General features: G+C 49.4%; 14 protein-coding genes. 5 read left to right on the top strand and 9 right to left on the bottom strand.

Features of this window, described 5'->3' with window-relative positions; genetic code table 11:
- Nucleotides 1–93: 93 nt before the first annotated feature.
- Entirely contained in the window at nucleotides 94–1,755 is a 1,662-nt protein-coding gene (gene glpD / locus SYNPCCP_RS09255; protein ID WP_010872971.1) for a glycerol-3-phosphate dehydrogenase, read from the top strand.
- 143 nt (nucleotides 1,756–1,898) lie between these two features.
- Here glpD and SYNPCCP_RS09250 read toward each other — a convergent pair whose 3' ends face one another.
- From SYNPCCP_RS09250 to SYNPCCP_RS09245, 3 genes are all read right to left on the bottom strand, one after another.
- Nucleotides 1,899–2,687 carry an ABC-2 family transporter protein gene (locus SYNPCCP_RS09250; protein WP_010872970.1) on the bottom strand — a complete coding sequence of 263 codons (789 nt, stop codon included), beginning with the start codon at nucleotides 2,685–2,687 and terminating at the stop codon, nucleotides 1,899–1,901.
- A gap of 64 nt (nucleotides 2,688–2,751) precedes the next feature.
- The gene (locus tag SYNPCCP_RS17450; RefSeq protein ID WP_010872969.1) at nucleotides 2,752–2,928 is read right to left on the bottom strand and encodes a hypothetical protein; all 177 of its coding nucleotides are present in this window, start codon (nucleotides 2,926–2,928) and stop codon (nucleotides 2,752–2,754) included.
- Nucleotides 2,929–2,958: 30 nt separating this feature from the next.
- Nucleotides 2,959–4,350 carry a DUF2330 domain-containing protein gene (locus tag SYNPCCP_RS09245; protein ID WP_010872968.1) on the bottom strand — a complete coding sequence of 464 codons (1,392 nt, stop codon included), beginning with the start codon at nucleotides 4,348–4,350 and terminating at the stop codon, nucleotides 2,959–2,961.
- A gap of 221 nt (nucleotides 4,351–4,571) precedes the next feature.
- Here SYNPCCP_RS09245 and SYNPCCP_RS09240 point away from each other — a divergent pair, with 221 nt between their 5' ends.
- From SYNPCCP_RS09240 to SYNPCCP_RS09230, 3 genes are all read left to right on the top strand, one after another.
- Nucleotides 4,572–5,039 carry a hypothetical protein gene (locus tag SYNPCCP_RS09240; RefSeq protein ID WP_010872967.1) on the top strand — a complete coding sequence of 156 codons (468 nt, stop codon included), beginning with the start codon at nucleotides 4,572–4,574 and terminating at the stop codon, nucleotides 5,037–5,039.
- A gap of 146 nt (nucleotides 5,040–5,185) precedes the next feature.
- On the top strand, nucleotides 5,186–6,724 hold the full coding sequence (locus SYNPCCP_RS09235) for a sodium:solute symporter (protein ID WP_010872966.1): 1,539 nt from the start codon (nucleotides 5,186–5,188) through the stop codon (nucleotides 6,722–6,724).
- A gap of 42 nt (nucleotides 6,725–6,766) precedes the next feature.
- Nucleotides 6,767–7,408: a hypothetical protein gene (locus SYNPCCP_RS09230; RefSeq protein WP_010872965.1), complete on the top strand. Its 642-nt coding sequence runs from the start codon at nucleotides 6,767–6,769 to the stop codon at nucleotides 7,406–7,408.
- A gap of 83 nt (nucleotides 7,409–7,491) precedes the next feature.
- Here SYNPCCP_RS09230 and SYNPCCP_RS09225 read toward each other — a convergent pair whose 3' ends face one another.
- The 6 genes from SYNPCCP_RS09225 to SYNPCCP_RS09200 all read right to left on the bottom strand — a co-directional run bounded on the left by SYNPCCP_RS09225 (nucleotide 7,492) and on the right by SYNPCCP_RS09200 (nucleotide 11,361).
- Nucleotides 7,492–7,752, bottom strand: coding sequence for a DUF3493 domain-containing protein (locus SYNPCCP_RS09225; RefSeq protein ID WP_020862315.1), 261 nt, complete (start codon nucleotides 7,750–7,752; stop codon nucleotides 7,492–7,494).
- A gap of 26 nt (nucleotides 7,753–7,778) precedes the next feature.
- Nucleotides 7,779–8,288, bottom strand: a complete 510-nt coding sequence (locus SYNPCCP_RS09220; RefSeq protein WP_010872964.1) for a glutathione peroxidase — start codon at nucleotides 8,286–8,288, stop codon at nucleotides 7,779–7,781.
- Nucleotides 8,289–8,490: 202 nt separating this feature from the next.
- Nucleotides 8,491–8,844 (bottom strand): TMEM165/GDT1 family protein, encoded by a 354-nt coding sequence (locus tag SYNPCCP_RS09215; protein ID WP_010872963.1) that lies wholly within the window; start codon nucleotides 8,842–8,844, stop codon nucleotides 8,491–8,493.
- 118 nt (nucleotides 8,845–8,962) lie between these two features.
- A complete protein-coding gene (locus tag SYNPCCP_RS09210; RefSeq protein WP_010872962.1) occupies nucleotides 8,963–9,799 on the bottom strand; it encodes a LapA family protein in 837 nt (278 codons plus the stop codon).
- A 76-nt stretch (nucleotides 9,800–9,875) separates the two neighbouring features.
- Nucleotides 9,876–10,187, bottom strand: coding sequence for a DUF433 domain-containing protein (locus SYNPCCP_RS09205; RefSeq protein ID WP_010872961.1), 312 nt, complete (start codon nucleotides 10,185–10,187; stop codon nucleotides 9,876–9,878).
- 16 nt (nucleotides 10,188–10,203) lie between these two features.
- Complete coding sequence (locus tag SYNPCCP_RS09200; RefSeq protein WP_010872960.1) at nucleotides 10,204–11,361, bottom strand: oxidoreductase; 1,158 nt, start codon at nucleotides 11,359–11,361, stop codon at nucleotides 10,204–10,206.
- Nucleotides 11,362–11,742: 381 nt separating this feature from the next.
- Here SYNPCCP_RS09200 and chlP point away from each other — a divergent pair, with 381 nt between their 5' ends.
- On the top strand, nucleotides 11,743–12,966 hold the full coding sequence (chlP, locus tag SYNPCCP_RS09195) for a geranylgeranyl reductase (RefSeq protein ID WP_010872959.1): 1,224 nt from the start codon (nucleotides 11,743–11,745) through the stop codon (nucleotides 12,964–12,966).
- The last annotated feature ends 21 nt before the right edge of the window (nucleotides 12,967–12,987 follow it).

The raw sequence follows: 12,987 nt of genomic DNA, 5'->3' as shown, positions 1-12,987 counted from the left end.
CCAAACCCCCTAAAAATTGCCCAAAGTTAGAGTTTAGGGGGCTTTTTTCCATTCAATTGCACGATTTATTCCTCATTGGAGCATTACCCAGCCATGCGTAATTTCCCAGAAATCCAAAATACGGCCTATGACCTAATTGTGATTGGGGGAGGCATTAACGGGGTTGGCACGGCCCGGGACGGAGCCCTACGGGGCCTAAAAACCCTCCTGATCGAAAAGGATGATTTCGCCAGTGGTACGAGTAGTTGGTCCACCCGCTTAATCCATGGCGGCCTGCGCTATCTGGAATATTTTGAATTTAATCTGGTGCGGGAATCCCTGCGGGAGCGGGAAGTTCTGCTCCACACCGCCCCCCATTTGGTCCAGCCCCTCCAGTTGACCATTCCGGTGTACGACTGGTCGAGCCGGGCCTATTGGGAAATTCAGGCGGGCATGATTCTTTACGACATCCTCAGTTTTGATAAAACCCTCCCTTCCCATAGGATGTTAAGCCCCCAACAGTTCCAGCAACTGTTCCGAGCGGCGGAGAAAAAAGGCTTAAAAGGAGGAGCCCAATATTTTGACGGCCAGGTGGAATATGCGGAACGGTTAGATTTAGAAGTGACCCTATCGGCCCAAAAGGCCGGGGCGGCCATGCTCAATTATGTGGCTGTGAAGGGGTTGGAGAAAGGGGAAAATAACCTGATTACCGCCATCCATTGCCAGGATCAACTGAGCGGAGAAAAATTTACTGTTAATAGCGCCCAGGCGATCGTCATTAATACCACTGGCCCCTGGGTAGATGAAGTTTGTGGCTTAGCCCATCGAGGGGGAGAACCCGTTGCCATTGTCCAAGAAAGAAAAATTGGTGGCACCAAGGGCAGTCATATTGTGGTGGATCCCTTCCCTGGAGCCCCCGCTTCAGCCTTATATGTGGAAGCGTTTGTGGATAAACGGCCCTATTTCATCATTCCCTGGTTGGGTAAATATCTGATTGGCACCACGGACCACCGCTATGATGGTTCCCTCGACAGGGTTAAAGCCAGTGATGACGAGATTGATTACCTGATTGCGGAAACTAACCGGGTGATGCCAGCAGCTCAGTTAACCAGGCAGGATGTGCGTTTCACCTATTCCGGGGTGCGCCCTCTGCCCTACACCGATGGCAAAAAGGCCGGCAGTATTACCCGCAACCATATTCTTTATGACCATAGTCAAGACGGAGTTAATAATTTGATTTCCCTAATTGGCGGTAAGTTGACCACCTATCGCCAGGTGGGAGAAGAAATGGTGGATAAGGTTTATGGCAAGCTGAGACGCTCTGCTCCTCCCTGTCCAACCCTGACCCAACCTTTACCGGGGGCAGAAGCCTATCCCCTGTCCTTGGAAACTGCCATGGATAAATATGGCAATCATTTGGAGCGTCATTCTATTCAACATTTATTTTGCCTTTACGGAGCCAGGGCTGGAGACATTTTAGCCTTAGTCCACGGAGCGCCGGAGTTGGGGGAAAGGATTATTCCTTCCTTGCCGGATATCAAAGCCCAAGTTGTTTTTGCAGTACAAGCAGAAATGGCCCACACCTTGGTGGATATTTGTCGACGACGTACGGCGATCGCCATGGTGACTAACGATTATGGCTTTAGCGCCCTGGCCGGCATTTGCCAAACGTTAACAGACCATTGTGGCTGGACCCAGGAGCAATGTGACAAGCAAATTCAAAAGTACCATGAATATATGGAGCAAAACTGCATTCCCGACTATTGTCTCCACTGAAAAAAGTTAGGCCAAGCCCCAATTAAATGGGGGAATTGAATCCCAAGTCGGGGGAGAAGCTAGAAAAAAATCCCCCAGCATTGGGGTCACTTTAGTGGGTCAATTGAGAATAGTAACCTGAAACCAGGCAAAGGGCCCTGGCCCTACGCTCCCATGCCAGAATATTGTTTCAAACCCTGTCGCCATAGCCAACGGTTAAGCAGGGCAAATATGCCAATCCAAACACCAATAATTAATAAACTCTTGAAGAAGGGCAAAGGTAAACCCACCAAAGCGGCGGCGGGGAAGTAAACACCGTAGGGGAACGGGGTGAGTAAAACAATTTGCCTTACTGCGTCGGGAAAGGTCTCTAGGGGAGCAATAACGCCCGACAGAAAAATATAAAACAAAAACCAGAGGTCTTGGAGGGCGCTGGCCCGTTCCGTCCAAAAGGCACAGAGGGCAAAGGTGTACTGAATCAAAAAGTACAAGGTAAAGGAACAGACAATGCCAATTAGCCCTTGGATAAAATGCCAGGGATCGGGCAGCCAAAAGGCTTCGGGATAGAGGGAGAAAAAAAGAACAGTCAAAATAGCCAGAATGGGCAGGCGGGTCATTTTTTCGGCCCAGTGGCGGGCTATATGATGCCACACCGGATCTAGGGGTTGCAGTAAACGGAAAGATAAAACTCCTTCCAGCACTTCCTTTTCAAATTCCCAAATTACCCAGATGGTGGTCATCTGGCGCACCACAAAGACAGCAAAAAAATACCGGGCCACCTGGATCGCGTCAAGGGTAAAGTCGCCACTCTCCGCTGCTTTCACCCACACGCCCATCAAAATTAGAGGCAGGGAGCCGGACAAAATCCAAAAGAAAATTTCTGCCCGGTACTCCACCATTTGGGCAAAGTAAACGCTCAACAGCACCCGCAGTTTGTGGGGAAAATGACCCATAAAGTTTTAGTCAAATTACAACTCACCCGCTATCCCCAGCCAAGGTTTGGGGGGAGTATTCACTTTAACCTGCTTCTTCTTCGACGGGAAAGGGTAACACCGGCAGGCGATCGCCTCGGAACACTTCTTCGGAAAGTTTACCTAGGGCTTCACTGCGTTGACCAAGGCAACGGGCTAAACCCAGGGCGGAAAGCACGGGCAGGGTAGTGGCGCTTAAAACTAATTTGGTTAAGGGATCCATGGCAATTGAGATGTATAAGTTACTTCAACTTTAACGGGGCCAGAGTTTGCGCCACCAGGGAATAGAATCCCGGGGGCCTTCCAGATAGTTAATTTTGTCCTCAATTTCCCCCAGGGGCCAACCAGTCAAATTAGCAAGGGTCTTGGCTTCTTCCCGTTGGCGTTTTTGCACCGTTTGACGATAGGTGTTGGCGGCGGTGCAATTCATTTCCCCACGATAGGGACGCCGTAGGACATAACGCCCTTGGAACAATTCCTGGTTAGCGGTGTTTTGAAAACGTAAATCCTCCGGGAATTTGTCGGGGGTGTAGCGTAAATGTAAACGGGTGATGAACACATTGCTGTTGCCAGGGAAAGGCATACCCCGGAAGGAAGGATTGGGGCTAGCACTGGGTTGGTCTAACCAAAATACTCCGGCTTCTTCTAGTTCTTGGGGGGAAAGGGGATCCGCCGAACAGGGATCACAACTGCCCATGTCCCAGGCATATTCCAGAAAGGCAACATTTTTGCCGGAGCGCTTATAGGCAGTGTCGAACATAGCGCCATAGAACTGGCCAAATTCCCCCTGGACAAATTCAGGTAAATCTAAGTTAGAGGGAATTTTTTCAGTGCGATAGTTGGTAACTTCCACCGCTCCTTGGGGAGAGAGTAGATAAACGATTAATTCTTGGGGGCCATCTGCATTCACCATACCTAAACGAATGGGCAACATAAACCGGGGGGATTCATAGGCCATCATCAGCGGCCGTAAGGCTTGAAATCCTTGGCGATCGAATTCTTTCAGGTTGACTTTAGCAACAAAAAACTTTAGCCCTTGTTTAATATATGCTCCCAATACATCGGTCGCTCCAGGGGGAATGCGGTAATTATTTTGGTTTAACCAAGTTTCTAGGCCATTGGATTCCTTGGCACTGAGGATGAGAATGTCGTATTCTCCTACCGAAAACTGATTTTCAATGGTGACTCCCAACGCTTCATTGCTTATTTTTTCTTGCAATCCTCTGGTCATGCTGGGGGCCGCTGGCATTGCATCCATAAATTGACGGCCGCCGTAGGTTTCACAGGGATTATTGTCAAAATATTCCACTAAACGGGGGGCACTAAAATTGTCTAAACGCTCAATAATTTTTCTCTCCCCTACGTTTACTTGGTCTTCCTGTAGCACCACCGGAACCGGCACCACGAGGGCAAAATCTTGGGCTTTCCCTTGGTAATCGTTGGCCATGGTTAGCACTGTCTGATCGCCGTCTTTGGCAATGATCACCTGGGACGCATGGTTATAAAGACTAGTGTCAGCCTGGGCTACATAAAAACCACAAAAAGCCAGGGCAGGCCGAACAAAAAACAATAGGCTCAGCAAGCAAGCGACTAGGATGACCCCTGGACGAAGATAGGCAAAAATTTTCCGAATGGCTTTATCCATAGTTATGGGAGTTATGGGTCTCGCTGGCTTAAAAACTGCCGAGATGGTTACTGACAATCTGCAATATAGTCCGCATCATTGACGATCGCCATCAGTAAATTAATGAAAGTTTGTTAATTTTTGGATCATCATACTATCGGGGGAAGCTCAGTTTCGTGAATGATTGTTAAGTTAGAAGTAATGATTTAATCATTAACCTTACTCCTCCCACCTACAAAATTATGTTACTTTTCCTACTTCCAGGCAGCGGCGATCGCCTGGCCAAATTTTCCACCGCCCTACTAAGCTTTGCCTTTATGGGACTAGGAAATTTAATCACACCAATGGCCGTTGCAGCCCAAAATTTTCCTCTGCGCCAAGGTGTTCATTTTTATGGTGAATCTGCCCAGCCGGGGTTAGTGGGCCAGGAATATTTCATCTTTCAGGTACGGGGCAATCAACTGATAGGAGCTTTTTTTGCTTACCAGTCTGAGTTTGCTTGTACCCATGGCGCCGTCTCTGCCCAAGCGTTGGATTTGGTAGTGGAAGACCCCTATGGGGAGCAGCCCCCCAGCCGTTTTGCCCTGAACCTAGTTCCCCGATCGCCAGTGGCCCGCAGTGGTAACAATATTGACTTAACGTTGCAGGGCTTAAAGGAAATCAGCACCATTGGTGCCCTGGAACAGGACATTTTGGCTGCTTGTTTATAGTTAAAACCAATCAAGCTCTTTCCTCTGTCGGAAAAAACAGACTTTTTCACTTTCATTCCCTGTAGTTGGGATCAATCTGGCGGTGCTCTACGTCCCAAAACCTGTAGGGTGGAATATTGCCACATTGCCAAGGAGTTTGATTTTTCATGGGCATGATTGACTGGGCCATTGTGCTGGTCTATTCGGCGATTGTCATTGCCATTGGGGCGATCGCCAGTCGCAAACAAGATAATACCGATGAATATTTCCGGGGTGCAAAGCAAATTCCCTGGTGGGCCCTAGGTTTTTCCATCATTGCCACCTCTTTTTCCGCCGCTTCTTTGCTGGGGGGCCCGGGGGAGGGTTACGGCCACGGCTTTTTATATTTGCAACTGCAATTGGGAGACTTAATCGGCTATGGCTTAGTCATTGCTGTCTTTTTGCCATTTTTTGTCCGGCTCAATCTCACCACTGCCTACGAATATTTGGAAAGGCGCTTCGATGCCAAAACCCGTTCCCTCGGTTCCCTTTGTTTTCTGCTGTTTGTCATTGCCCGCCTAGGGGGACTTTTATACGCCGCCGCCCTGGTGTTATCGGTGCTAACTGGCATTAGTACGAATACTGCCATTTTGATGGTGGGGGTGGTTTCGATTATTTACACCGTTGCCGGGGGAATCACCGCCGTAGTTTGGACGGACGTGTTGCAATTTGGCATGATTTTCGTCGGTTTGGGGGCGGGCATTTGGGCCGCAGTTACCGCTGTGCCAGGGGGTTTTGGGGAACTGTGGCGCATTGCTGGGGAAAACGGCAAGTTGGTGGTATTTAATTTTGATTGGGATCCCGCTTCCATTCGTTCTCTACCCACAGCGTTGATCGCCTACGGCATTTTAGCTTTTGCGGTGGCGGGGACTAATCAACAGTCAGTCCAGCGTTATGTTTCCTGTGCCGATGAGCAATCAGCCCGCAAAGCCATCTTTCTCGGTTGGTTTTCCGGCGTTTTAGGAGTAGGGGCCACCCTGTTACTAGGGGTTTTGCTATTCAGCTTTTACCAACTCCAGGGAGGGTTACCAGGAAATATCAAACCCGATGAAATCCTTTCCTATTTTATTGTCAACCAAGTCCCCCCTGGGGCATCGGGATTCCTCGTGGCGGCGATTTTTGCGGCGGCCATGTCTTCCATCGATTCTGCTTTGCATTCTTTGGCCACTTGCATGACGGTGGACTTTTACGACCGTTACATAAATATTCAAGCCAGCGAAATGCGCTCAGTCCGGGTGGCCCAGGGGTTAATTATTGTCTGGGGCGTAGTGGCAATTTTTTCCGCTATTTATGCCGCTTCCACCGGGCAGGATCTACTAGAATTCTTGGTGTCCTATACCACCATGTTTTTGGGACCGCTGTTGGGGATTTTTCTGATGGGGGTCTTGTTTCCCCGCATTAATGCTCTGGGTGCTTTTTACGGCACCGTGGCGGCAGTTTTACTGGTAATTATTGCTTCCAATGCCGGTTGGCTTACTTTCCCTGGCATTTGGCGCTCGGCGGTCACTGCTCCCCTGGCTGTTCTGCTAGCTTTAGGGATTTCCCTCTTTGCCAGCGCCCCCACTCCTAAGCATTTACTCGGTTTGACCATTTGGCATCCGGTCACAGATGCTCCGGGCACCAATGTTGTGGCCAGGCCGGGAGCCGATGACCAAGATTTGGGCTAGTGAACTAACTGTTTGAGTTTTGTTGAATTTAAGGGCTTTTTTATGAAGTACTCACTATTTGTCGCTACGGCGATCGCCACTGTTGTGGGAGGATCAACCACGGGCCAAGTAATGGCCCAGTCCCCCAACCAAGATCTGCGGAGTTTTTTTGAAACGGGTCGTCCCCAATCCCAGGACACTCTGCGGTTCCAACGTCCCCCCAGCGGTGTACCGCCTATCCGCACCAATGCTAACAATTGGCAGTTAATTGTTTTTAGCCAGGGTAATGTTTCTTTTTGGATGCCCCCAGGAATTTTGGCCCAGGATAACGTTGTCATTGCTACCGCTGAAGGGGATTTAAATTTTCAAACCTTGACCAGCACCGACAACGACCATCGTTATGTGGCGGCCTATGCCACAGGGTTAACTGAGCAACAAATTAACGACCCTGCGGCCCTGTTCACCGCTATGCAAGCCAGGGTAGCCCCGACGGAAACCTTTTCCCTCATGAATGAGCGCCCGGTAACTTTGGGGGATTATCAAGGCTCGGAATTTACTTTTGAAAGTGACACAGAAAGAGTGACTTTTCGTGCCTATTTAGTCGGGAATAAAATCTATGCCATGGGGGTCATACAACCCTTGACCAGCACCAGAGATAATGCGGCCCGCACGTTTCTTAATGCGTTGCAGTTCATTGATAATTGATGCCCTGATGATTAAAGCCCTGGTCACACCGGAATGAATTTTGACCAGGCGATCGCCAAAATTTCTAGGGGAGAGGACGCATTCTAATTGTCTCCATTGTTGCCCTGGTTTTTGCTCGATTCCCAGCGAAATAGCCAAGTCATCAGGGCCACTACCCCCAGTTGGAGGGCCAAATTGGGCAAAATCTCCGTCGGGTCGTAGCCGGCCAGCAGTCGGAGGCTAAAAATAAATACGCCAATCAGGCCGGAAGCCCCCAAGCCCAGGTAGATAAATTTGCGGAAACCTCGATAGGGAGCCTCGGCCTCAGCCTTTAAGCGTTCAAATTGGTCTTTGTTAGTAGGCAAAATTTTGCAGGAATGGGGTCAGAAAATTACAACAATTTCTCGATGTCCGCCGCAATTTCATCGGGTTTGGCGATGGAACCGTAGCGTTTGACCACTTTACCTTGGCGATCGACCAAAAACTTAGTGAAATTCCATTTAATGTCCTCCGCACCACCCAAAAAAGGAATGGCCATACCAGGGCTAGCTGCGGTTAAAAACTTAAATAGGGGATGGGCGTTGGGACCATTGACTTCCACTTTTTCAAATAAGGGAAAAGTTACTCCATAACGGGTTTCGCAAAAGTTTTTAATTTCCCCTGAGCCACCGGGTTCCTGCTGGCCAAACTGATTACAGGGAAAACCAAGCACCGTAAAACCCCGATCGCCGAATCGATTGTATAGAGCCTGGAGTCCTTGGTATTGGGGAGTGAAGCCACATTGACTGGCGGTGTTGACAATTAACAGCACTTTACCTTCAAAGTCCCTCAGAGCTACGGGGGAACCATCCAAGGCATTGGCAGAAAAACCGTAGATTGTGTTGTTGGCTTGGGCAGTCATAGAATTTAGCGAAGTAAAAACAGTAAAAAAAGACTTGTCTAACTCAACAAATCAATCAACAATTTCTGTAGTCTAACAAAAACTTAGAGGGGAGCAGATTGCCCCAAGGTTCCTATACTAGCCATGACTAAAGCTAGGGGCTTTACCACGTTTTTAGGCAAGAATAATGAAATTCAATATCGGAATGTTTGTGGTGCTGAGCCTAGGCGCTGACCACGTCCCCCATCAGCAACCCAGCAATGAGGAGCAATAACAGAGCCACAGAGAAATCGAGGATTTGCGGATCAAGACGGCGGGCAATCCAATACCCCAGGGAAACCCCCAACAGACTAGTGGAAATTAGGGCTAGGGCTGAGCCGGCAAACACCACCCAGGGAGATTGGGACTCAGCGCTAATTAGTAAGGTACTCAATTGGGTTTTATCACCCATTTCCGCCAAAAAAATGGTCAAAAAGGTAGAAAAGAATACCGGGCGAAAATAATTGGGAGAGGCGGGTAGATCTTGGCTCACGGCGGTTTGACTGGACGGAAGTAACAGCGGCAATGGTGGGGACACAGTGGCCCATAGACCCTGCTCTTTTTGATAGCCTAGCGGATTGGGGGACTTTCCAAGCCTAACTCCAATCTCCTAAGCAAAAGTATGGGCGAGATAATCGCCGGGATTGCCGAACAGCTTAAATCCAATCTTCTTCCTCATCAGCCCCGTTATTTTCTTCTGCCACGGGGGGATTGGGAGCCGAATTAATTACCCGGTAGGGAGCATCATATACACCACTTGGACGGGGAGGCTTGGTATCTGAGGGCTCGTTTTTCTCAGCTTTAGGCCGGGCTGGGCGATATTGCTGAGAATAAATAGTACCCTCCCGTTTCGTGTTTTGGGGGGTTTGGGGAGCTTCAAATTGTCGCAGATCCGGTAAAGGCTCCCTGGGAGGTGGGGAAATTATTTCCTCTTGGGCAAGAGGGGGCAGATTATCTCCTTGATCATTTCGATCGCCTTGGTCATCATCAGAGGCTATCGATGGAGTGGGCCCTATTGTTTCCGGCGGAAATTTTTCCCTATTCCTGGGGGCAGGGCGGGGGGAATCTTGGACAGTGGGCCGGGGTCGAGTCGGGGGTTTGGGGTCAGACCAATCAGCCAAATCCGGTTCTGGCTCATCCCAATCCCATTCTTCTGCCATGGTGACTGGTTGCGGTGCCCGTTGGGGACTAGGGGGAGTGGTGGGGGGCGGCGGTGGCTCAAAGGATTCCGATGGCGATCGCCGGGGGGGATTGGGGCGAAAATTTTGGGGCCTGGCTTTGGGTTGACCTAGGGAACTCAGGACATTGATCAGCACACTGGTGAAAACTCCCAGGGTGAGGAATAGTACTACCCACAACCCCAGGGGCAAGGTGAAGCTAGCTAGGGCAGACTCAGCAGTGGTGCCGAAAAAATTTAGTTGTATGGGCTGTCGATTTTGCAGGAAAAAAATTAATCCTGTTCCTATCAAAAAAATGAGCAGTAAACCTTGCATAAGTTTTTAATCAATGGCGTAACTGATCACCAATCTCCAGGGGAACATGGACATCTAAATAAATATTAACCGTCACTTATAAAATACCTCTGCTTCTCAGACGGGAGTAAAAAGGTGATTTTGGTTGAGAATCTGCTTCCTGGATTGACTGCCACTGTTCTTGAATCTGTTGATCAACTTCTTCTTGATGATCGAAATAATAGCCCATAGCAGAATATGCTTCCGAAGGCTTTAGATAGGGATGTTGGCGGCACATTTCATCCACAGACCAACCATGGGAAAGATAGTCCATCACAATATGGGCAACTTGAATGCGAGGCAATCTTTCCAGATGGGCTGGCTGGTCGTCTATTTTACGAATATGGGGATAATTAGTAACGGTTAACATTTTTGATCATTCACATTTAAAGACCGGAATTATCTTGAATTTGGGCAAATAATTGGCGAGTACCTTGTTCCTCCACTAGGGTGGAAACCATGGCCGCCATCAACGTTTCTGGGGTCACAGTAAAGGGTAAGCGGTGAATGTCCGAATTGGGTAAACAGGTAAATTCCGCCGTCTGTCGTAATTCCTCCAGGGAAATTCGTCCCAGACCCAGATCTTGCAGGGTTTTGGGTAAACCTATCTCATCGTAAAAGCTCAGTAATTGGCGACGGGCAGTAGCGGCGAGTTGATTACCGCTGACCAATTCTTCTAAGCGTAACTGCACCAAAATGCCATAGGCGACTTTTTCCCCGTGGAGGGCATGGTGGGCCTGGGGCAATTGGGTCAAACCATTGTGGACTGCATGGGCTGCGACGGTGCGGCAGTTAGCACCACCCAAACCACCGATTACCCCCGCCATCAACAAACTGGCATCCACCACTTCCCGCCAGGTTTCGCTACCCGGTTGGGCCAGGGCTTCAGCGGATTTTTGGAAAAGAATATCCCGCAAAATTCGAGCTTGTTGTACAGCGGCCACGGTGAAAGTATCGCTGGATTGACCACTACTAACGGAAGCTTCATACCATTTGGCGATCGCATCTCCAATGCCGGCAACTAGTAATCTTGGTTCAGCCCGTTGGATCAATTCATAATCCACAATCAATAAATCCGGGCATCGGTCTAGGGCCACGTCATAACGGAAAGCCCCCGTTTCGCTGTAAACATTGGCCAAGGCAGTCCAACCCGCACAGGTAGCGGCCGAGGTAGGTACTGTGGCGATCGCCAATTGGGTTTGATGGGCCAATAACTTAGCCGTATCTAGGGCTTTGCCTCCCCCAATACCTAGGATAAAATCTGGCTGTTCCTGGTGAACCCGTCGCCGCAACTGTTCGAGGGAAGACTCGGCGCAGTCAGGTAAATAGCTGGCCAGAGGCAGGGTCAGACCATAATTTTTCTGCAATGTTTGTAAAGACTTTTCCCCCAACTCAGCAGAGTGGCTACCCGTTACCACTAGGCCCTTACTCCCCAATTTTTGCAAATGTTCCCCCGCTTTAGCCAAAGCACTACGAATCACCACCGTGGGGGCGATCGCCATGGAAACCAAAGGTTGGGTGACAGGGGAAATTGATGGGGCCATAGTCGCAGGTTCGTTTAGTCTCAATAGTTGCCAAAATCCAATTGAAAACCAGGTTATTCCAGCCTAGCTCAGCGCTATAGATTCGGGAAAATCACTGGTAGTAATTGGCTCAAAACTATTTTAGGAAAAAAAGAGGCTTTTTGCCTTCTCCCCCTGCTGCTGGGGAAAACTGTCATTTTTACCTCGATCAAATCAATGGTTAAAACTGGGTTAATACTATGGTGACCAGGCTTAGCATGAAGTTTTGTAACGGTTTTGTAAAGCTCTATTGCAACTTTGCCGTCCCAGCGGCGATCGCCTACCCCTAAGCAAAAAGACCGTGATAGGATGCGATCCGTGCTCGCTCACTTTTTTTATTAAAAGAAATTTAGGAGAAAGGCTTTGGTATTACGGGTAGCAGTCGTTGGAGGAGGCCCCGCTGGTTCTTCCGCCGCCGAAATTTTAGTAAAAGCCGGAATTGAAACCTACCTGTTTGAGCGTAAGCTAGACAACGCCAAACCCTGTGGTGGAGCAATTCCCCTCTGTATGGTGGATGAGTTTGATCTGCCCCCGGAAATCATTGACCGCCGGGTACGGAAGATGAAAATGATCTCCCCTTCCAACATCGAGGTCAACATCGGTCAGACCCTCAAGGACGACGAATATATCGGCATGTGCCGCCGGGAAGTGCTGGATGGTTTTCTCCGGGAACGGGCGGAGAAACTGGGTACAAAAGTCATTAATGGCACCGTTTATAAATTAGACATTCCTAGCAAAGATAGTGATCCCTACACCCTCCACTATGCCGACCACAGCGTTGGTGGCACCACTGGGGAAATGAAAATCCTAAAAGTAGATGTGGTGATTGGGGCTGATGGCGCTAACTCTCGCATTGCCAAAGCCATTGACGCTGGGGATTACAACTATGCGATCGCCTTCCAAGAGCGGATTCGTCTGCCGGAAGACAAAATGGCCTACTACGATGAACTAGCAGAAATGTATGTGGGCGATGACGTTTCTCCGGATTTCTACGCCTGGGTATTCCCAAAATATGACCACGTGGCGGTGGGCACCGGCACCATGAAGGTGAACAAAGCCCGCATCAAAGACTTACAGGCTGGCATCCGCACCAGGGCTGCCAAAAAACTAGAAGGCGGAGAAATCATCAAAGTGGAAGCCCATCCCATTCCTGAACATCCCCGGCCCCGGCGGGTGGTTGGTCGAGTAGCCCTAGTGGGGGATGCCGCTGGTACCGTCACCAAATCCTCTGGGGAAGGCATTTACTTTGCCGCCAAATCCGCCCGTATGTGTGCGGAAACCATTGTGGCCACCAGCAATAATGGCCAACGGGTGCCCACCGAAGCCGATCTGAAACAATACATCAAACAATGGGATAAACGCTACGGCGCTACCTATTTGGTGTTGGATATTCTGCAACGGGTCTTCTATCGCACCGATGCCACCAGAGAAGCCTTTGTGGAAATGTGTTCCGACATCGATGTGCAAAAGCTAACTTTTGACAGTTACCTGTACAAAACCGTGGTACCCGCCAATCCATTGGTGCAAATGAAAATTACCGCCAAAACCATTGGTAGCTTGCTCCGGGGTAACGCTTTAGCCCCTTAATGCTAATGGCTTGTTAGTTTA

It is taken from the genome of Synechocystis sp. PCC 6803 substr. PCC-P, assembly GCF_000284455.1.
Classification (GTDB): Bacteria; Cyanobacteriota; Cyanobacteriia; order Cyanobacteriales; family Microcystaceae; genus Synechocystis.
Note: the sequence above shows the minus strand (reverse complement) of the source record. Positions and strands in the feature narration are given on the sequence as shown.